Raw genomic sequence first — 20927 nt, 5'->3', positions numbered from 1 at the left:
TTTCCGGAATTAATTGTTGCGGTCGTTCATCCACTGGAAATACGACTTGAGATTCTTGGTGAAGCGGACTTCCACCTCGGCACCGGGAACAACCAGGAATTCCGACAAACCATACTTGTTGCTGCCCTTACTACCCCAGTCGTAGGTATAGCCCAGGCGCGTCCAGGTGCGACCTTCCCTGCCCTTCACGTAGCTCTTCGCATATTCGTCGTCGAACCAGTTCTTGTACCACATCATCCTGTCGGTATTCGTGCTGTCGCTTTCCAGTTCGTCCTTGAACGAAGTGGTCATCTCCGAGCTGGTGATATCGGTAACGTAAGCGGGGCGGATGATATCCTTCGGGTCAACCCAGATAAGGCTGAAGTGCGTCACGTCGGCCTTTCTCGGGAGACCGAAAAGCTGACGAAGCCTGAGGCTCCAGCTATGCGTTCCCGCCTTGTTTTCTTTGTACCACAGGTAAAGTTCCCTTTCGCTTACCGCCCAGACTTCTTTTTCGAGGGTAATAGTCCTTCCGTCCTCGTACTTGTCCGGCGTATTGTTCAGCACCGCCAGCAGCACCTTGGACTTGTCGGTATTCCAGAAGACCTTATCGGAATAGCTCGACGAATCGATCTGCAGCAGCGGGTAAATTTCTTCGGACTCGGCGACCGCGGCGTCTTCAACGGCGGCCTTGTACTGTTCGTTCAGCAGGGAATCCTTGTCGGCGAAGGAAACCGTAGAACCCGTATTGTCGACGACTTCGCAGAACGGGATTTCGTCGATATTGACGCCGAGCTTTTCCTTGACGGCCATGTCGTGGAGCACGTCATTGTTGCGAGAGAACAGCTTGTCGCCCTGCACGAACGAGATGACTATCTTGCAGAATCCCTGGTCCGGGACAACCACGCCGATAGGGCCAGGATTTTTTGCCGTCTCGGCAGTATCCAGGACGAACTTGTTCTCGTTTTCGCCGCAGGTATAGGCATAGGAATAGAGGATTGCCTTGCCCGGCTTGTGCGGCGTAACGAACATGTTGTCTTGTTCCTGGCTCCATGTAGGCTTGACAATGACTGTCGAATCTCCCAACCGCATATAGTGCGGGTTGGCCTCGCTGCAATAGAAAGCCGGCTGGCGGAACACGCCGATGACACCCGTCTTTGTACGGAACAGTTGCGGGTCCCTCACGTCCAGGCCGCGCGCACAAGACCAAAGAATTACCGCGCTAACAGCCAAACCCACAAATAAACAAATTTTTTTCATCTTCATTTCCCCTGATATATAGGCACCACAAGCCCCGTCTAAATATAATTTTGTTTTATTTGCCACAGATGTAAAATTAGCGTAGCATAGCCGGCACTGAATAAATACTATCTTTTGGGCCAGAAAAACAAGAGGTCTATCATGACGTTTGAAGAAATGTTCGCTCTGGCTTGCCAGCGCAAGAAGGAAATGCCCGAAGGAAAGGGAACCACGGAACTCTTCAAGAAGGGCGCACACGCCATCGGCAAGAAGCTGGTGGAAGAAGCTGCCGAAAGCTGGCAGGCCGCACGGTTCGAAAGCCGCGACGCCCAGTGCCTGGAACTTTCTCAGGTTCTTTACTACGTAGCCGTGATGATGGCCGAAAAAGGTCTCACTCTCGAAGAGGTGTACGCAAAACTATGATCAAGGTAGCTCTCCCCAACAAGGGCATGCTTTTTGAGCCCACCCAGGAACTCCTGAAGGCTTGCGGCTACAAGGCCACCAAGCCCTACAAGACTTTGACTCAACTCGACACAAAGAACGGCATCGAATTCTTTTTCTTGCGTCCGAGCGACATCCCGATGTACGTAGGCCGCGGCATTATCGACGCCGGCATCACCGGAATCGACTTCAACGCCGAGGCGAAGAGCCCCGCGGTGAAGGTCCTGGACCTGCCCTTCGGCGCCTCCAAGATGTGCGCCGCCGTACCGAACGAAAGCCCGGTGCAGACGCTCGAAGAACTCAAGGACAAGACCATCGCCACGAGCTTCCCGCATATCGTGGAAGGCTACTACAAGAAGGACATGAACTTCGTGGTGCTCGAAGGCGCCGTCGAAATTTCGGTGAGCCTTGGCGTGGCCGATGCCATCGTCGACGTGGTGGAAACCGGCACGACCCTGAAGCAGGCCGGACTCCGTATCGTGGGCGAACCGCTTTTCCGCAGCAACGCGGCCCTGTTCTGCAACCCGCAGAAGACCGAACTCGAAGAAGTCCACACGCTTATCCGCCGCATCGAAGGTAAGCTGGTGGCCCAGTCGTACATGATGATCGAATACGACTGCCCCGCCGAGCTCCTGCAAAAAGCATGTGAACTCACGCCGGGCCTCGACGCCCCGACGGTGACCAAGCTGCACGGCCGCGAGTGGTATTCCGTGAAGGCGATGGTCCCGCAAGAAGAAGCGAACGGCATCATGGACAAGCTCTGGGATGCCGGAGCACGCAGTATCCTCCTGTTCGGAATCAAGAGCGCGAGGATTTAGCGTTGCACGTTAAATAATTCAGAATTAGGATTTGAAATTTTCGCGGCTTCGCCGCCTAACTAAGTAATTCCGAATTTATAATTCCTAAATCCTAATTTTTTCCAGTATCTCTTTCGTCTATCGTCTTTCGTCTATCGTCTAAAAAATGCATTCTCTCGCCTATCTAGCACGCCAGCCTATCCTTGACCGAGAAGGGAAAATTTACGCATACGAACTTTTGTTCCGTGACTCCCCATCCAGCGATACCGCAGTCATCGCAAGCGACGTTCTCGCCACGGCACAGGTCCTGGAAAATGTCCTGAACAACATCGGCCTACCGAAACTCATCGGCGACCACAAGGCGTTCATCAACTGTAGCCGCGACATGCTCCTGGACAATGTATTCGGTCTGTTGAACCCCCGCTGTTTTGTCCTGGAAATCCTGGAAGATGTCGAAGTCGACGACTCCCTGGTAAAAGCCGTAGAACGCTACAGGGCGCGCGGTTTTGAACTGGCGCTGGACGACTTCATCTTCAACGAAGATTTCTTGAAACGCTGCGAACCGCTATTCCCGTACGTCTCCTACGTGAAGATGGACCTCGTCGACAACGACGACAAGGCGCTCGCCGACGCGGCAAAATTCTTCAAGGCAAAGAACATCAAGATCCTCGCCGAGAAAGTCGAAACGAAAGCCTGTTTCAAGATGCGCCTGAAAGACGGCTACGACTACTTCCAGGGATTCTTCTTCGCCAAGCCCGAACTGGTGACCGGCAAAAAAATCGACGCGACTTCGGCCGCCATCCTCCGCATCCTTTTGCTTTTGCGTAAGCATCCCGACCTCGACGAGCTGTGCGACTGCTTCGCCAACAACGGGGATGTCGCCGCGAACCTGCTGCGCTTCGTAAACTCCGACGCCCAGTATCGCGGCCGCGATATTTCGAACGTCCGCGACGCCATCGTCTGGATTGGCATGCGCAACATCCAGGAATGGCTCATGCTCATGCTCTACGCGCGCCCCGAGATGGGAATGACGCCGCAGAGTTCCCCGCTGTTCCAGAACGCCAGCCACCGAGCGAAGTTCCTCGAAATCCTGGCTCGTGTGCTCAGCGGCACCGACAACGACTTGCCCGCCAAGGCGTTCATGGTCGGACTCATCAGCCGTATGGACGCACTCGTAGGCGCCCCGCTCGAAAGCATCCTTACGGAATCGTGTGCCGACGAAGACATCCGCGAAGCCCTATTGCAGCGCTCCGGCCGTCTCGGCAAACTGCTCCAGCTCGCCGACGCCGTGGAACAAGACGACCAGGCAAAAATCATAAGCCTTCTCGCAGAACTCAAGATTTCTTCTACACTCCTGAACCGTTGCGTGAACGACGCATACACGTGGGCCCATGAACGTTGAACCGGAAAGTCTCGAGGCGCTGATTGCCGAATTCGCGAGCCTTCCTGGCATCGGCCAGAAAACGGCCCGCCGCTTGGCGTACCATGTACTGACGCGTCCCAAGACCGACGTCGAGAGGTTTGCCGGCAACTTGACGAACGCCATCGAAAAGGTCCACCCATGTCCGCATTGCCATGCGTTTACCGACATGGACGTCTGTCCGACCTGCACCTCACGTGCGGGAGCAAAGTCCCTATGCGTCGTCGAAAAGAGTTCCGACATCATCCCGTTCGAACGCTCCGGCATCTTCAAGGGACTTTACTTTGTTCTTGGCGGAGTTCTTTCTCCGCTTGACGGCATCGGTCCCGAAGACCTTCACCTGTCCCAACTGGTTTCCCGAGTCAAGGAAGAAGGTATAGAAGAACTGGTCCTCGCGCTTGGTTCTAGTCCCGAAGCCGACAGCACCGCCCTGATGATCGACCGCATGCTGTCCGGGACAAACGTCAAGCGCACAAGACTCGCCCGAGGCATCCCCATGGGGAGCGATCTGGAATTCATTGACGAAGTCACCATGCTGCGCGCATTCGAAGGAAGGGTGAGCCTATGATGAGCCCCGTAAAATTCGGCGATTTTACCATATTCAGCGCGGAATTCGTCAAATCGGCAGTATCGCTGAAAGGCCTTCCGAACGAAAGGCTGCCGCAGGTTGCGTTCCTCGGACGTTCGAATGTGGGCAAGTCGTCGCTGCTGAACGCCCTGACGGGGCAGAAAAATCTTGTAAAAACCAGCTCCACCCCCGGAAAAACGCGAGAAATTAATTTTTTTAGAATCAACAAGGCGTTTTTTCTTGTAGATTTACCAGGTGTAGGCTTTGCCAAGGTGAGCAACGCCAAACGCGATGAAATGTCTGACTTTATCCGCGATTACGTGGAGAAGTGCAAGGATTTGCGTGGGCTTGTCTACTTGGTGGACATACGCCACGGAGGAACGCCCATCGATATCGAAACGGTGGAAAGTATCCGTGCCACGGGGTGCCCAGTCCTGGTTATCGCCAGTAAGCGGGACAAGGTGAACCAGTCGGAATTGGCGAAGAACCTGAAGTTGATCCAGGAACGCCTTTCGCTGCCGGTCAAGCCCCTTTGCGTAAGTTCATTCAAGAAAAACGGCCTCGAACCGCTTTGGCAAGAAATCTTGGATGCGATAAACGGAAAGGAGCTGGTCGACAAGACTGATGGAACAATACACGAATAACGACATCACGAAGCTCACGGTCTTGGGGAGGTTCTTCCACAAGATGGGCATGTTCCTGCTCCAGCGGACCATCGGTCAACAGGTCGCGCTGTTTTGTCGTGCAATCTCGTCCATCTTCTCGGCCAGCCGCAGTTTCAAGACAGACTCCAAGAACATCATCTTGCAGACCTTCTTTACGGGTGTAGAAATCTTCCCCGTCCTTTTCGTGGTGGCGACCCTTTTCGGAACCATCGTCATCGTGGAAATCATGACCATGATGGGCAAGATGGGCTTTAGCGACGTGGTCGGAAACCTCATGGTGGTGGTGATCATCCGCGAACTCGGGCCGATTCTCACGGCGTTCCTTATCGCGGGCCGAAGCGGTTCCTCGCTCACGACATACGTAGGGAGCATGGTTATAGATTCCGAAGTCGACGCGCTGGCGACTATGGGCGTAGACCCCATCCGTTACCTGGTAATGCCGGGCCTTATCGGCGGGACTATCGCCACGTTCATCATGACCATTATCTTTAGCGGTAGCGCCATCGGCGCCGGTTACCTTGTCATCAAGGGCCTTACCGCAATCACCGGAAATGCGCTGAACCTCCAGTTGACATGGGATTACCTCTCGACGGAAATCCTCAAGGCGCTTTCGATGACGGACTTCATCTTCATCGTCATCAAGCCAATCGTATTCGGTTGCATTATTACGACGAACGCCTGCTACCAGGCCATGAACATTCCGCGCGACATCCGCCAGGTTCCGAAGGCTACGGGCAAGTCCGTCATCAAGTCCTTCTTCTATATCGTTTGTGCCGACGTGATTCTTTCCCTGTTCTATTTCCTGGACTACTTCAACGAAATTTCGAAGATTATCTGATGAACAACGAAGCGCTACGAATCGAAGACCTCCACCTGTCTTTCCAGGGGCTTGCCGGCACGAAGTTCTCGATGCCGCGTTCGCTTTCGTTTTTCGACAAGACGCGCGACAACGACCGGGAAATCATTTCGGGAGCGAACCTGGTGCTGCAACGCGGCGAGACGCTTTGCATCGGCGGACCTTCGGGTCAAGGAAAGAGCGCCCTTCTGCGCGTGATTGCCGGCATCGCCCGTCCCAGCGCCGGGAAGCTGTACTACTTTGGCGAGCATATTCCCCCGGAAAGGCAAACCGCCCTCGAAATTGCCAAGAGGCAAGTCGGGCTCGTTTTCCAGAACGGGGCCCTGATATCGAACCTGCGCGTACGCGACAACATCGCCCTTCCGTTGCGATACCATAAAAAGGGAACCGCCCAGGAAATCGAAGAAAAAATCAACATGGCCATGGACCTCATGCGCGTCAGGGATTTTGCGAACTTTTTCCCGCACCAGCTGAGCGTAGGCATGCAGAAGCGCGTCGCCATCGCCCGTTCCTGGGCCATGGACCCGGAGCTACTTTTAATGGACGAACCCACCGCAGGGCTCGACAACTACAACCGCCGCAACCTTTTGCCGCTTATCGACAACATGCGTACGCTGTTCAAGACGTCCATCATCATCATCACGCACGACCTGATGATAGCGAAGGAACTGGGTTGCAATCTTTGTTTCTTGTACCAGAAAAAATTGACGGAACCCCATCCCTTCGACTACTGGCTCCATGCCAACAACGACATTTCCAAGGAACTGTTCCGCGACCTACGCACCAGCGGGTAGAGCGCCTTCGGCACAATGTATAATTGATAATGGATAATGGATAATTATCAATCATCAATCATCAATCATCAATTATCAATCATCCCACATTAGTTCCTATATTGTATCACAAAAAAGGAATTTTCAATGTTTCTCCCCCTTCCAGACGACTTCCATGCCCACCTGCGCCAGGGCGAACTCATGCCCGGTTACGTACGCGACCTTGTCAGCCAGTTCGGGCGTGCCATCATCATGCCGAACACCGTCCCCGCGATGACTTCCGCGAAGGCGATTGCCGAATACAAGGCGCAGATTATGGACGCGGCAAAAAGCGTGCGTCCGGACTTTGAACCGCTCATGACGTTCAAGCTGAACCCGAACTACACAGAACAAGATCTGAAGGACATGATGGCTGTGGGTGTTGTCGCAGGCAAGTACTACCCCGCGGGCGTCACCACGAACAGCGCCGACGGCATCAGTGACTTTGAAGCCGTTTTCCCCGTGGTCGCCATGATGGAAAAGCTCGGACTCGTGCTGTGCGTACACGGCGAGGAACCGGGCGAGTTCTGCCTGGACCGCGAACCCGCATTTATCAAGCGCGTGGAAACGCTCACCGCAAAGTTCCCAAAGCTGAAAATCGTCTTTGAGCACTTGAGTTCCGCAAAGTCGGTCGAGGCGGTAAAGCGCCTGCCCGCAAACGTGGCGGCCACCTTCACGGTGCACCACCTGATGATGACTCTCGACGACATCGTCGGAGACGCCCTCAGGCCGCACCACTTCTGCAAGCCCTTGCCGAAGCGGCCTGAAGACCGTGCCGCAATCCGCGAAGCCGCCTTCAGCGGCAACCCGAAGTTCTTTCTCGGCACGGACTCCGCCCCGCACCAGCTGGGCAAGAAGGAATGTCCGTGCGGGGCGGCGGGCGTCTACAGCGCTCCCGTGGCCATCCCGCTGTTGGTACAGGAATTCGAGAAGGCCGGGCACCTGGACAAGCTAGCGAATTTTATCGCCGGTTTCGGAGCCGATTTCTACGGCATTCCGCGCACCACAAAGCAGATCGAGGTCGTGAAAGAAGCATGGACAGTCCCCCTCGTGGTGAACGGCGTCGTCCCGCTTGCCGCGGGCCAGACACTTGAGTGGAAAATCAAGTAGCGTTTGTCCTTTCCGCGCAAAAAATATACATTATAGACATAGATATCAACCCCAGGAATCCTATGTCTGTTTATCGTGCATTTCTTGCAACTTTATACTATCTCATCGTCGTTACCGGCATGTTAATCCTCGGCATCCCCTATATCATCTACAAGGGTTACATCCGCGGCCACAGGGAAGAAATCACGAACGTCTGCCAGTTCTTCTTTACGCACATCGCCTTCAAGCTGTTCCATATCACCCTCAAGATCGAAGGCGAAGAGAACATTCCCAAGGGCCGCAAGGGGTTCGTCATCGTGGCAAACCACCAGAGTTTCCTCGACATCAACGTCATCTGGCCCGCAATAGGCAATGCCGCCTTCATGGCAAAGGCAAGCCTATGGAAGGCTCCCGTATTTGGATGGGTCATCAGTTCCATCGGTTGCATTCCCGTCCACAAGGACCCGCGCAAGAACGCCGGCATGGGCAAGATGGTCGCCGAACGCATCGCGAAAGGATACAACTTCACGGTATTCCCCGAAGGCCACCGCACCGAGGACGGCCACATGCTCAAGTTCCAAAACGGGATTTTCCGCATGGCCAAGGAGCAGCATTTCGACATTCTCCCCATCACCCTCGTGAACACGGGTGAAATCCTCCCGAAGGTCAAGTGGTCCATTCGCGGAGGCGAAGTCAAGATGGTTATACACCCGATGGTGAAGGGCGAAGACTACGCAAACAAGCCGATGGGCGAACTGCGCGACGAGATGCACGATTTGATCGAATCCGCGATGCCCTACAAGCAACAGGAATTAGCCCAGGCGCAAGCCGCAAGCGGCACAGCAAAGGAGGCCTAGTATGGCTCAGCATTTACCTAGCGAAGAACAGATTATTGCGATACTCCGAGACGAACCGATGGTCGGGAGCCAGTTGCGCGGCGCGCTCGGACTTCCCAAGAAGCAGAAGATGGCTTTCAAGCAGATGCTCGCCGACATGGTGGAACGCGGACTGTTGAAGCGCACCAGCCACAAGGAATACCAATTGGGTGACGGAGAACCGCTGGAAGAGAAAAACGAGAAACGCCGCCGCAAGTTCGCGGAGCAGGGCATCGAAGACAACCGCCGTCCCGGCGCACGCAGCCGCAGGCAGACCGGCAAGGACAACGAGACCCGCGTCAAGCGCGGCATCTTGCACCAGCTTGATGAAGAAAAATGGGAAGTCCACGAAATCGATACCGGAAAGGTATACGAGATGTGCCACCGCCGCCAGGCCCCGGGCAAAGAAGGCGAGACCATCAACTTCACGCTGTACCCGCACCCGAAACTCAAGCACAGCTATTTGGCGAAGGTGGACCACTCCGCCGACGCGCTCAACGTCACCTGGGACGAAGTCAAGACGAAGTTCATGGAAGAGGCCAACCTCCCCAAGGACTTCTCCCCCGCCATCAAGAAATTCGTGGAAGGCATCAAGGAACCTTCTGCGAAGGACTTCAAGGGACGCGTCGATTACCGCAAGCTCGACGTGCTCTGCATCGACCCCGATGGCGCCATGGACCACGACGACGCCATCAGCGTGGAACGTACGGCCAGCGGCTACAGGCTCGGCGTGCATATCGCCGACGTGAGCTACTACGTACCCGAAGGCAGTGACCTCGACGAAGAAGCCCTGGAACGCAGCTACACGCAGTACCTGCCGTGGACAGCCGTGCCCATGCTCCCCGAAAAGCTTTCGAGCGGCGTGTGCAGCCTGCACCAGGGAGTGGACCGCTGCGCCTTCACATGCATGATGGAACTCGACAAGAACGCGAACGTGCTCAGCTGGGATTTTCACCGCAGCATCGTGAACGTATCGAAGGGCATCACCTACCGCGAGGCAGTGCAGATGATGGAAGCCGGCGACGATTCCATCAAGGCGCTCGCCGAGGTGACTGCGATGCTCAAGAAGAACCGCAGCAAGGAAGGCCTGCTCGAATTCAAGAGTACCGAATACGGCTGCCAGTTCGACGAGAAGGGCGAACCCGTGAAAATTATACCGCGCGAGACTGACGAAAGCAATTCGTGGGTCGAGGAATGCATGCTCATCGCGAACAACTGCTGCGCCAAGGAACTCCTGAAGCGCAAGCTGCAGGGAATCTACCGTATCCACGAAGCTCCCGATACCAAGGACATCATGGAGCTGTACTACATGTATCCGGACCTGTTCAAGGATTCGCCCGTGATGCTGCGCGACCTGGGCAAGCCGAGGCGCGGCGACACGAACCTGAACCCGGTCGCCTTCAAGCTGTACCAGCACCTGGTGAAGCGCGCCGGCGACGACGAAACCCTGATGAACCGCATCTTGCGCAGTATGCAGAAAGCCCACTACGACAGCAACAGCTTCGGGCACTTTGCATTGAACTGGCAAGACTACAGCCACTTTACCTCGCCTATCCGCCGTTACGCCGACCTCTGGTGCCATCGTGAACTTGCGCGCAAGGGCAAGGAAATCAACGCCGAACGCGCGAACAGCGTCATCGAAGTTTGCGACCTGATTTCGACAAACGAAATCAAGAACATGAAAGTGGAACGCATCTCCATCAAGGTGTGCAGCTGCTGGATTTTGAAGAGCCATGTCGGCGACGACTTCGAAGCGACCGTCACGGGCATCGAGGAATGGGGCATCTACGTCTCCATCGCCGACCCGATCGCAGAAGGCCTCGTACGTTTCCGCGACATCGTCGGCGAAGACTTCTACGTTTTCAATCCCGACCAGGGACTCGCCTTCGGCAAGAAGAGCGGACGCACTTTCCGCCGTGGCGACAAGGTCCTGGTGCGCCTGTTGCGCGTGGACCCGCTGCGCGGCCAGGCCGACTTCAGCATTTTGGAAAAGCTTAGCAGCGAACCGAAGAAGCGCCGTCAGGGCGAGCACCGCAAGGAAGAACGCGCCGACCGTGCTGCCGCCGCGGAAGCCCTCGGTTACCTGAGCCAGCCCGACGAATTTGACGGGGACGATTTTGAGCCCGAGTACCAGCCCGTCAAGCGCAACCGCGAGCAACGCCGCAAGGCCCAGTTCGCCGACCGCGGGCGCGGCAATTCACGCGGCGATTCCCGCAGCAGTTCCCGCAACGATTCCCGCGGTAAGAAAGGTCGCGGCAGAAGGCGCTAGGCATGGCCAGGACGCCCATGAAAATCGCACTGTACGCAAGCTACCAGGAAGGCGAAGAGATTCCGGGCTACGTACGCTATGCGCTTGGCCACTTGGCCAAGACCGATTTCAAGGTCGTTCTGCTGACCAACGAGCGGAAGCTATCGCAAAAGACTTACGAGTTCCTCGCCGACAACAACATCGAACTGTTCCTCACGCAGAACCACGGCTATGATTTCGGCATGTGGAGGCGCTACCTGCACATGCAGGCCATCAGCAATTCCGAAAACGAAAACATCGAGCGCCTGCTGCTCATCAACGATTCCGTCGTCTATTACCGGGACAAGTTCGAGGAATACTTCCAACGAGCCGAAGAGAGCCCCGCCGACGTCATATCGCTCACGTCCAACGACGAATTCGCGCCGCACCTGCAGTCGTTTTTCCTCTACATGAAGCCCGCGGCATTGGGCGTATTCTTCATGCATATCTTCGAGACCCCGGAACAGACCGAATTCTACGACGTGACGCGCCGCCTAGAAGTCGGACTCAGCGAAAAATTCGCCGAAGCGGACGTTCGGATGGAATCGCTATACCATACGGAACGCCCCGTCTTTTTCGCCTACAGGGAACTCATCGAGCAGGGAGCGGGCTTTATCAAACGCAAACTGCTACAGCGCCGTTTCAGCTACGAAGAGAAAAAGCACTTCGTGCGTTATCACGCCTACGACGCCCTGAACGAGAACTACCACGCCCTGATCGAAAAGGCGGGGTTCGCACCCGACTTCAAAAAAGAATGGCTGCCCCGTTGCGAGGACAGCCTCATAGATCGTGTTCGTGACTTCGCCTGGGAAAAGACCTTCCAGCTGGCCGGCTTCCCCGCCAAGCGGCTTCTCGACAAATTCAAGAAGCACTGACGAGCCGAACTATTTCTTCTTTACGATTTCCGCGTCCTTCACTTCCTTGCCGTTAAGCTTGGAAGAAGCCGTAGCCGGCACGAGGTTGCGGTTGATGACCTTGTACTGGACAATGCTCCAGATATTCGAGATAATCCAGTAGAGCACAAGACCCGAAGGCATCACGGCGCTGAAGAAGAACATCATCGCGGGCATCATCCACACCATCATCTTCTGCTGTGCAGGATCCATGCCGGCGCTGCCGCTCATCGTGACCTTCGTCTGGAAATATGTCGTCACCACCATGATCCACGGGAGAATCGCCAAGCCGGCAGGCATGACGAACGGGATACTGAAACCGCTCCAGACCACGTCGCTCTTGCTCAAGTCCGATATCCACAGGAAGGCGGGCATACCGCGGAGTTCCATGGCGCGGCCCAGGACAAAGAAGAGGCCCATGAAAATCGGCATCTGGATAATCATCGGGAGGCATCCGCCCGTGCAGCTGGCCAGCGGGTTGATGTTGTTCTTGCTATAGAGCTCCATTATGGCCGCCTGCTTTTTCTGCGGGTCGGTACGGTACTTCACGTTGATTTCGTCAATCTGCGGTTTGAGCTTGGCCATGCCGCGGGTAGACTTCAGCTGCTTCACGGTAAACGGGGTCGTAATGCCGCGGACGATAAACGTCACGAGGATGATGGCCACGCCGTAGTTCGGGATAAGCGCATAGAACAGCTTCAGCAACTTGAGAAGCATCTTGCAAATCCACACGAACCAGACGTTGGCGCCGCACCAGGTCCATCCGCTGACGATAACCTTTTCGTAGTCCTTACCCAAAGCCTCGATTTCGTCCCACTGCAGCGGGAGGACCATGAACTCGTAACTGAGCGAATCACCGCGGAGGTTGTCCGTCAAGGCAATCTGGTAGGTACCCGGATCCTTCTCGTCATCTTCGACCTTCATGAACTTCGTCTGCAAGGTTGCCGGGATGGGCTTGTCGAACTGGACGGACATGGCGATATACTTGCGACGCAAGCCCGCCCACACCAGGCGGTCGTTCTTGAACGTTTCGGCATCGCGGACCGTTTCGCGTTCCACGTTTTCGGAATTGTTGAAGATGACTTCGCTAAAGAAGTAGCTTGCCCCGCCAAAGCTCTTGCCTTTCGGGAGCTCTTCGGTTTCCTTCATGCCGCCCTTCCAGCTCAGTTCGTATTCTGCCGGGCGGAATCCTTCGAACTTGTTCGTCTGGCGCACGGAGACGCCCGTCTTGGTAAAGGCGTAGCTGCGGATAACCTTGTTCTTGCCGGCATCTTCAAAGACAAACTGCACGCTCGTGTCCGCATCTACGGTAATCCATTCCGGAGCGTCCACGGCAAAGAGCACATCGCTCAAGTCGGCATTGCCGAGTTTCAAATCGAGGGCGCCACGGAGCGTATCCTGGATGAGTTCCGGGAACTTGCCGGCGCTGTCGGCGAGGGCCTTCGCGATAACGCTGCGGATCCTGCCGCCCCTGTTGTCGAGGGTCATGATGAACTTATCCGTCTCGACGGTCACCGTACGCGGGGCAACCGGAGCAGGCTGGGCAGCGCTGTCGGCGGCAACGGTAGAGTCGGTGGCTACGGAATCAGCCGTAGCGGAATCGGCAACAACCGGGGCTCCGAGAACCGGAGGAGCCTTCACTTCGGGCTTCTCGTCCGGAAGGACAAGTTCGCCGGAAGGCTGCGACTGGGCAGCTTCGGCAGCGGCGGCTTCCTTGGCCTTAGCCTTGGCTGCAGCCTGGGCCTCGGCATTGGCGGAATTCATGGTCATCCACCAGATGACGATTACGGCCATCAAAACGGAACCGATAATAGTATTCTTGTTCATTTGGTTTCCTTTCTGGGCGGAACCGGATCATAGCCGCCCTTGCAGAAGGGGTTACATCTCAGAATTCTAAAAACAGCAAGATAGAAACCTTTGAGGGGTCCGTGCACCCGGATGGCCTCGATTGCATACTGCGAACAGGTCGGCTGGAACCGGCATACCCCGTGAAAAAAGTAAGGATGCACCAGCTGGTACAGGCGGATCGGGGCAATCAGCAACGCCCCGAGCACTCCCTTAATCCTCCGCATCGCCCCATCCCATTTTCAAGAAGAGCTTCTGTGCAGATTCGCGTAAACGGAGCGGAGTCATCTCCGCAGAGGAATCGGTCACGATGACCATGGCCCATACGGGCTTGCCTATCTTGGGCACCATCCCATAAAACAACGGCCGCAGGACCCTGCGACACTTGTTGCGGTATACGGCATTGCCATTCTTCTTTTTTGCCAAAAAGCAAAAACGACAAAAACCGTCCGGACTGTCAATCCACCTCATCGACAACGACGGTGAGCGGACGAACTTTCCCTGGACGGCTACTTGCCGGTAAGCGGGCTGCGACGGCAGCCGATAAGAACGCAGAGCGGCTATAAGCCAACCCCGACTTACTTCTTATAGATGGAGTCGCTGATGGTCAAGCGCTTGCGGCCCTTGGCTCGGCGACGGCTCAGGACAGCACGACCCCAACGGTCTTCCATGCGGGTCATAAAGCCGTGCTTGTTGACGCGCTTACGATTATGAGGCTGGAATGTTCTTTTCATGATAAAACCTTTTTATAGATGCAAATTTTCTTTGAGTCGCAAATTTAGCAAAAAAATGCCACAAATCAAGGGGGTCGGGGCCTTCACAGCCCTTTTTCGGCACTAAAAATGATATTAATCAGGCGTGGCTACAATTAATCAACAATCTATCAACATAAAATCAGTAGACATCGCGGCTCGTGAGAATCTTGAGCTGATTCACGCCCTTTAGCCTCACCGTATAGAGAAGGTTGTCCACCACACGCGATATGGCGCGCCTGTCGAAAGAATTCCCGACACCGCAAGAGATAAAACCGCCGCTGACAGTCACGTGGAGCATCGGATATTCCTGCCACTGCAGGTTGCTCACCTTCTCGCGGATCTGGTCGGCACGGGTATAGGCGGAAATCTCGGAATCGCCCCTCAACACGCATGCGAACGTCTCGCCGCTAAAGCGGATAGCCCGTTCGCCGACATCTTCGTTCAAGCTGGTGCGGACAAGCCGTCCGACGGCGCAAATTACCGAATCCCCGAAGACCTTTCCGTACGTCTCGTTAATCTGGTTGAACCCGTCGATATCGAACATCACTATGTAGAAGGATTCCCTGTTGTACCATACCACATCTTCAAGATATTGAATAAAGTAACGGCGATTGTAAAGCCCGGTAAGGTCGTCTTGCCGGGAAAGTTCTTCCAGTTTTTTCATCAACTTGTCTTTTTGGCTCTTTTCGGCCATATAGGCGTTTACCGCATAAGAACAGATGCCAAAAAGGGCGGCCCCGAACAGCACGTAGTTCAGCATGATGTCCAAAATAACGATGGAGTCGCTCGCGGGTTCGACTACCCATTCCGGCTTCACCCACGCCACGACAAACACGAGAACGCCCATGAACAGGGTAAAGATCACCCCAGCGACCTTTGCACGGCGGTTAGTGATAAATCCGCACAGGAACGGCCCCGACAACAAGAAATACGGCATGGCGCTCTTGATCCCGCCGCACAAAAAGAAAAGCAACGGCGACGAGACGCACGAAAGAAACACGATAAGGATAAAGAAGCCCAAAGAAATGCGGGATGTCACATGCACAAGGATGCCAGAGACAACGCAAGCCACGAAAATCATGGCGCACATCACCACCGCAAAGACGCCCACCTGCTCGGCCGCGGTAATAACAACACACCCAAAAGCAAGAAACAGAGAAATGGCCAAAATCATCCAGAAGAGTCTCTGCTCCAGAGTCTCCTGCTTGGCCCAAATTCGTCGTGCAAATCCCAACATGTCCCTTCCCCCCACATTTTCTCTATCATTTAATATATCTTTTACACAAAGAAAAAGTCAAAAAAAACTTTATTATGTATTTTTTTATAAGATTTGCATTCACTTTTCAGTAGGCGAACAATGGAACTAACACCTCTTGATATCCGCAACCAGACATTCCACAAGAAGAATTTTGGCGGCATTGACGCCGAAGAAGTCAAGGCCTTCTTGGAAACCACGGCCACGGCTTTCGAACAAATGTCGCGCAACCGCACCGACCTCACGGAGCGGTTGAAGATTGCAGAAGAGCGTGTAAATTATTACAGACAAATTGAAAAGACCATCCAGGACGCCGTCGTCACCATGCAGAAGACGGTTGACGAGGTCAAGGCATCTGCCGAAAAAGAAGCCGAACTGATTATTGCCGAAGCCAAGGCACGCGCCGTCCGCGAAGTCGAAAACACCAAGCGCGAGGCCGAAAACCTGCGGGCCGAAATTGAGCAGCTCAAGCAGCTTCGCAACAACTACTTTATCCGTTGCCGAGCCCTCATCCGCGGCCAAGAAGAACTCCTTGCCGCCATGGAAAACGACCAGCGCGAACTGCGCGAAAGCCAGGAACGCAGCGTTCCCGCCCCGGGAACCGCCAACGTCGGAAAAGTCCTCGCGTGAGAATAAACATCAAGGTTCACGCCCGCAGCAAGCGTGAAAGCGTCGTCGCCCAGCCCGACGGCAGCTACAAGGTAGACGTAAAAGCCCCTCCTGTCGAAGGGGCGGCAAACGAAGCCATCTGCGAGCTCCTCGCCTCGCATTTCAAGGTACACAAGCGCGACGTCCGCGTCGTTCTCGGGAGTACGAACAACAAGAAGGTTGTCGAAATCGACGGGCTATAGCTTAATTGGCAGACTACGGCTATTTTTTTGTTATACACCAGTTATATCGGGTATCATATTCTGCGCACTGGTCCTTTGAAATAGGCGTCGTCTTCTTACAATTTGTCCCATGTCCTTTGAGGTCAGTACACAGATCTATTGTTGCATCTATGGCAGCATACGCATCGGCGCTAATCTGGTTGCCATCCTGGTCGACGATGGCAGGAACTTCCGGTTCGGGGTCGCTTATTTCAGCTTCGGCTTCACTGGAAGACGATATTCCCTGTCCCGAACTAACTTTATTTTCGCCACCATTCACAGGATTATTTACATCATCATTTACAGGATCTCCGACAACACTATGCGAGCTGGCGGGCTGCTGGCTATTGGAACTGGCAACCGCCTTGCTGGAGCTGCTTTGAGCAACGGAGCTGTTCGCCGCGCTCGAAGCCGTTCCTGACGAACTCGGCATCTGGCACTCTGGATTATTCTTTTTCTTCGTGTATCTCTTGTTGCCGCTCCTATTCGGAATTTTTCCCGGAGGCAAGAATATACCGCATTCCGCGAAGCATTCCCAGCCATTCTTTTTACCATTACTGTTAACCGAGGCCGCCAATGCCTCGCAATCAACTTCCTCGGCATCGTCATCACTATCGGAATCCGCAGATGCGGAGGGCGACGATTCCGGTTCTTCCTCGGCCTCCGACGACATCTCCTCTCCTTCCGGAGAACTCGAAGGCGGCTCCGCTTCTGCCATCTGCATGGACGCTTCGCACGCCCCCTCAGGAATGGTCGCCACATCCCACTTCAAGGTAAGTGCGGCACAATCTACGGACGAAACGATATGGTCGTAACTGAGGCTTCGTTCTCCAGTAGGGTTGACAGCGACAGTCCAGGCATTACGGGACCTGCAATCCTTCAGTTTTTCAATATTGAACGCCTGCCAGCCGACAATACCCGCCTCGGCGATGCTTATCGGAATATCGTCAACGACACATCCCTTATATTCAAAATAATTGCTCCGGCCATTCGAGCCCGGTGGGGCGTAGCCAATCCGTTGCCAGCTGCCAACAACGGGCGATTCTGTAAGGTAAGCGTCCTGCAGCTTTATATAGGTTCCCGCCGCAATAGGGACTTCCGCCGCTTTGGCCTTTGCAATATGGCCGAACAACTTGGGCAAGGCGACAACGGCCAAGATGCCCATTACAATCACGACGATCATGACTTCGACAAGTGTAAAGCCCTTTTTCATATGAGGTGTCCTGATAAAGATCTTACAAAAATTATATAAAATCCCGCAAATGCGCATACTAGGCCTTATTACCGCTTGGAATAATGCATTTTGACTATGAGCGTAATCACAGGCGAAACCGGATTTTAGCTATTTTTCCCCAGGCTGTACAGATGTTTGGTATCTCTAAATCCCCAACCCCCAACTCCGGAGATACGCAAAATGGAGCGCAAACTCATGTACCCCGCCATAATTATCGGACTTGCGGCCACGGTCGGCATGGCAAAAGAAGTCCTGTTAAGTGATTTCAATACGGTTAAGCCATCGGAAAACGGGGTAGGCTATTACTTCCATACCTGGGATAATGTGGCGGGTACGGTAGGTAACGAGAACGAAAGCATCTACCTGCTCGAAGTTACGGCAGACAGCGTTATCAAAGTAGACCATGTCATCAAGGTCGACAGCGAGGATTCGACAGGCAGCGTTGTCGAGGTAGACAGTATCGTTAAAGTGGACAGCGTAATCACCGTGACGAGGTTCGTTTCCATAGACACTTCGAACGCCGTGGAAGGAACCGATTATGGCATTGGTTTCTTTGGCCGCACAAACAATATTGGCATTACCGTGCTTTACCCCGTAGGTGTCGTCGGTGCGTGTACGGAGTATACCTATGAATATAAGGGTGCCGCTCACCAGTTCGTTCTAACCTCCGACGGAGATGACGATGACCATATGCACTACAGCGACATAAAAAAGCCGATACCGGCAAGCGATACGCTTACCGTTGCCCATGTGAAGCCGAGTGACCTGAAGGACCGTTATGGCTGGGGTGCCAATCACCTGGATGCAAGCACTGTCATTCGTGTTCGCTGGAATATCGAGGACGAGTTTACGGGCGAATACCTCTACATCGACAACTTGAAGTGCATCAGGCCGGATGGACACCTTATTGCGTTCTACAGTGACGCCCGCCTCGTAAAGACGACGATACTCCCCGAAGGCGAAATGGTCACCTATCCCGGAGCAACTCCTGTGAGGGCGCCTAGCGATAGCTTCGCTTACTACTTCAAGGGTTGGGACAGGCCTTTTGCCGCGGCGACGGCGGATACCTCGTACCACGCGGTGTTCGACAGTTCGCTTGTTTACAAGATGGAGGAAGGCGAAACGGTTCTTGTCGAAGATTTCGAAAATTGCGCGGACGGTGAAGAATGCGTGAACGAATGGAACGGCAAGTTCTCGCTAGATGGCGCCGTGGGCAATGGCGGCAAGTTCGAAGTTTCGTATGGCGCCTCTGCAGACGATTCGTCTAACGCCGCAAAGTTGACATATCTGCTGAAGCCGGATTCTTCTGATATCCCGTATGCACGTGCCGTGATGAGCGTGTACGACGTGAGCGCCCGTGACCTTTCGACATGCGAGGTCATCAAGTATGATTACAGGGGTGCCGCGCACAACTTCAGGATTCGCTCGAGCTACGATGTGGGCGGCAACTATCACATGACGAGTGTTGCGGAGAGTGAAGTCTGGAAGACCGAAGTGATTCCCGTCGCAACGCAGTTGAAGCAGCAGAACGGTTGGGGCAAGGCGGTGAACCTCACGGACGCGATGAAGCGTGTCGAAGCTTTTGACTGGGATATCCAGGGTGAAATCGGGAAAGAAGGCTCCCTCGAAATCGACAACGTCAGCTGCGTCAACCTTCCGGTTTACACCATCACCTTTGTTGACGGTGAAAACGTGATTGAAGAACTGATCGTTTCCGAAGGCGACATGCCGAAATGCCACCTCTGTAATAGGTACGCGAAGAACATAGAACCCACGGTATCGCACCGCTTTACTTTCACGGGATTGTTTACTCCGGAAATTGTCGCTGCGACCGAGGACGCCACTTACCAGGTGGTGTGGGACAGCACGCTCCGCACGTACACGGTAACCTTCCTCGACGGCGTCGACACCCTGGCTTCGGCAGAATGGGCGTACGGTTCTGTTCCTGCATACGACGGGACTCCGGTCAAGCCCGCTACGGACAAGTATACCTACACGTTCGATACTTGGGACAGGGAATTTGTCGAGGTGACGGAAGCTACCGCCTATACGGCTCTGTTCGACAGCACCCTGAACAAGTACTTCGTAAAATTCGTCGTCGAAGGCAAGGCTGATTCCGCCCAGTATGCCTACGGCACGAAAGCCGATAGCCTCAAGATTCCCGAAACCAAGAAGGCCGCCACGGCCCAGTATACCTACACCTTCAAGGCATGGGACAAGAAGTTGGCCGACGTGACGGGTGATGCCACCTACACGGCTCTGTTCGACAGCACGGTGAACAAGTACCTCGTGAAGTTCGTCGTCGATGGCAAGGCTGATTCTGCCCAGTACGCCTACGGCACGAAGGCCGATAGCCTCAAGAAGCCCGAAACCAAGAAGGCCGCTACGGACAAGTACACCTACACCTTCAAGGCCTGGGACAAGAAACTGGCCGACGTGACGGGTGATGCCACCTACACGGCGGTATTCGACAGCACGGTAAACAAGTACCTCGTGAAGTTCGTGTCCGAGGGCAAGATTCTGGATTCCGCCTACTACGAGTACGGCACCAAGGCCGACAAGATCAAGGTCCCGGAAGCGACCAAGAAGGATTCCAAGGACTCTACGTTCACCTTCGATGGCTGGGATGCAAAGATTGCCGACGTGACAAAGAACGTGACCTATACGGCCAAGTTCAAGGCGAAGAAAATCGAGTCGAAGTCGGAGGCGATTGCCGCCTCGGCAAAGAGCGGTTTCAAGTTCAGCTTTGCGAATAACGAACTTACGGTCGTGCAGCCGAGCCTTTCGACGGTTCGCGTACAGGTATTCGACATGATGGGTCATTTGGTGGAATCCTTTGACGATCAGGTCGTGGGCGCCAAGAGCTATAGCCTCGCGTCACTGCCGCAGGGAACCTACATGGTTCGCATTGCAAGCAAGTCCCAGATGCGCTCCGCAAGAATCTTTGTGAAGTAAGCCGTCAGGCTTCGCCTCAATTTTTCTAAATTATCTTTTGATCAAAAGATAAGGACTCGCTTATGAACATTCTCGTCGTTGGTAGCGGTGGTC

Annotated in this window: 21 protein-coding genes; 14 read left to right on the top strand and 7 right to left on the bottom strand. The window is 54.5% G+C overall.

Features of this window, described 5'->3' with window-relative positions:
* Nucleotides 1-9 precede the first annotated feature (9 nt).
* Entirely contained in the window at nt 10-1239 is a 1230-nt protein-coding gene (locus tag B3M32_RS12235; RefSeq protein ID WP_290747302.1) for a hypothetical protein, read from the bottom strand.
* A 141-nt stretch (nt 1240-1380) separates the two neighbouring features.
* On the opposite strand from B3M32_RS12235, the gene hisE reads away from it, so the two are divergent.
* The 11 genes from hisE (at nt 1381) to B3M32_RS12180 (ending at nt 11903) form a co-directional block, all read left to right on the top strand.
* Nucleotides 1381-1641 (top strand): phosphoribosyl-ATP diphosphatase, encoded by a 261-nt coding sequence (gene hisE / locus B3M32_RS12230; RefSeq protein ID WP_290747300.1) that lies wholly within the window; start codon nt 1381-1383, stop codon nt 1639-1641.
* Complete coding sequence (hisG, locus tag B3M32_RS12225) at nt 1638-2477, top strand: ATP phosphoribosyltransferase (RefSeq protein WP_290747298.1); 840 nt, start codon at nt 1638-1640, stop codon at nt 2475-2477. Before hisE ends, hisG begins: the two co-directional genes overlap by 4 nt.
* A 145-nt stretch (nt 2478-2622) precedes the next feature.
* The gene (locus B3M32_RS12220; RefSeq protein ID WP_290747296.1) at nt 2623-3858 is read left to right on the top strand and encodes an EAL and HDOD domain-containing protein; all 1236 of its coding nucleotides are present in this window, start codon (nt 2623-2625) and stop codon (nt 3856-3858) included.
* Nucleotides 3848-4444 carry a recombination mediator RecR gene (gene recR, locus B3M32_RS12215; protein ID WP_290747293.1) on the top strand — a complete coding sequence of 199 codons (597 nt, stop codon included), beginning with the start codon at nt 3848-3850 and terminating at the stop codon, nt 4442-4444. The genes B3M32_RS12220 and recR overlap by 11 nt, the downstream gene beginning before the upstream one ends.
* A complete protein-coding gene (gene yihA, locus B3M32_RS12210; protein ID WP_290747291.1) occupies nt 4441-5088 on the top strand; it encodes a ribosome biogenesis GTP-binding protein YihA/YsxC in 648 nt (215 codons plus the stop codon). The genes recR and yihA overlap by 4 nt, the downstream gene beginning before the upstream one ends.
* Entirely contained in the window at nt 5069-5947 is an 879-nt protein-coding gene (locus B3M32_RS12205; protein ID WP_290747288.1) for an MlaE family ABC transporter permease, read from the top strand. Before yihA ends, B3M32_RS12205 begins: the two co-directional genes overlap by 20 nt.
* On the top strand, nt 5947-6759 hold the full coding sequence (locus B3M32_RS12200) for an ABC transporter ATP-binding protein (protein WP_290747286.1): 813 nt from the start codon (nt 5947-5949) through the stop codon (nt 6757-6759). The genes B3M32_RS12205 and B3M32_RS12200 overlap by 1 nt, the downstream gene beginning before the upstream one ends.
* 126 nt (nt 6760-6885) lie before the next feature.
* Complete coding sequence (gene pyrC / locus B3M32_RS12195; protein ID WP_290747284.1) at nt 6886-7887, top strand: dihydroorotase; 1002 nt, start codon at nt 6886-6888, stop codon at nt 7885-7887.
* Between the two features lie 119 nt (nt 7888-8006).
* On the top strand, nt 8007-8723 hold the full coding sequence (locus tag B3M32_RS12190; protein WP_290747282.1) for a lysophospholipid acyltransferase family protein: 717 nt from the start codon (nt 8007-8009) through the stop codon (nt 8721-8723).
* A 1-nt stretch (nt 8724) separates the two neighbouring features.
* Nucleotides 8725-11010, top strand: coding sequence for a ribonuclease R family protein (locus tag B3M32_RS12185; RefSeq protein WP_290747280.1), 2286 nt, complete (start codon nt 8725-8727; stop codon nt 11008-11010).
* 17 nt (nt 11011-11027) lie between these two features.
* Nucleotides 11028-11903, top strand: a complete 876-nt coding sequence (locus tag B3M32_RS12180) for a rhamnan synthesis F family protein (protein ID WP_290747278.1) — start codon at nt 11028-11030, stop codon at nt 11901-11903.
* A gap of 9 nt (nt 11904-11912) precedes the next feature.
* Here the strand turns inward: B3M32_RS12180 and yidC are convergent, their stop codons facing one another.
* The 5 genes from yidC to B3M32_RS12155 all read right to left on the bottom strand — a co-directional run bounded on the left by yidC (nt 11913) and on the right by B3M32_RS12155 (nt 15758).
* A complete protein-coding gene (gene yidC / locus B3M32_RS12175) occupies nt 11913-13748 on the bottom strand; it encodes a membrane protein insertase YidC (protein WP_290747276.1) in 1836 nt (611 codons plus the stop codon).
* Nucleotides 13745-13993 carry a membrane protein insertion efficiency factor YidD gene (gene yidD / locus B3M32_RS12170; RefSeq protein WP_290747274.1) on the bottom strand — a complete coding sequence of 83 codons (249 nt, stop codon included), beginning with the start codon at nt 13991-13993 and terminating at the stop codon, nt 13745-13747. The genes yidC and yidD overlap by 4 nt, the downstream gene beginning before the upstream one ends.
* Complete coding sequence (locus B3M32_RS12165; protein WP_290747339.1) at nt 13980-14306, bottom strand: ribonuclease P protein component; 327 nt, start codon at nt 14304-14306, stop codon at nt 13980-13982. Before B3M32_RS12165 ends, yidD begins: the two co-directional genes overlap by 14 nt.
* 38 nt (nt 14307-14344) lie before the next feature.
* Entirely contained in the window at nt 14345-14500 is a 156-nt protein-coding gene (gene rpmH / locus B3M32_RS12160; RefSeq protein WP_290747272.1) for a 50S ribosomal protein L34, read from the bottom strand.
* Nucleotides 14501-14660: 160 nt separating this feature from the next.
* Nucleotides 14661-15758 (bottom strand): GGDEF domain-containing protein, encoded by a 1098-nt coding sequence (locus B3M32_RS12155; RefSeq protein WP_290747270.1) that lies wholly within the window; start codon nt 15756-15758, stop codon nt 14661-14663.
* A gap of 120 nt (nt 15759-15878) precedes the next feature.
* Here B3M32_RS12155 and B3M32_RS12150 point away from each other — a divergent pair, with 120 nt between their 5' ends.
* Complete coding sequence (locus B3M32_RS12150) at nt 15879-16406, top strand: DivIVA domain-containing protein (RefSeq protein ID WP_290747268.1); 528 nt, start codon at nt 15879-15881, stop codon at nt 16404-16406.
* Entirely contained in the window at nt 16403-16627 is a 225-nt protein-coding gene (locus B3M32_RS12145) for a DUF167 domain-containing protein (RefSeq protein ID WP_290747266.1), read from the top strand. Before B3M32_RS12150 ends, B3M32_RS12145 begins: the two co-directional genes overlap by 4 nt.
* Nucleotides 16628-16646: 19 nt before the next feature.
* On the opposite strand, the gene B3M32_RS12140 is transcribed toward B3M32_RS12145, so the two are convergent.
* Complete coding sequence (locus B3M32_RS12140) at nt 16647-17858, bottom strand: prepilin-type N-terminal cleavage/methylation domain-containing protein (RefSeq protein ID WP_290747264.1); 1212 nt, start codon at nt 17856-17858, stop codon at nt 16647-16649.
* A gap of 201 nt (nt 17859-18059) precedes the next feature.
* On the opposite strand from B3M32_RS12140, the gene B3M32_RS12135 reads away from it, so the two are divergent.
* Nucleotides 18060-20834 (top strand): T9SS type A sorting domain-containing protein, encoded by a 2775-nt coding sequence (locus tag B3M32_RS12135; RefSeq protein WP_290747262.1) that lies wholly within the window; start codon nt 18060-18062, stop codon nt 20832-20834.
* The last annotated feature ends 93 nt before the right edge of the window (nt 20835-20927 follow it).

It is taken from the genome of Fibrobacter sp. UBA4309, assembly GCF_002395745.1.
Lineage (GTDB): Bacteria > Fibrobacterota > Fibrobacteria > Fibrobacterales > Fibrobacteraceae > Fibrobacter.
This window is presented reverse-complemented; position numbering and strand designations above follow the sequence as displayed.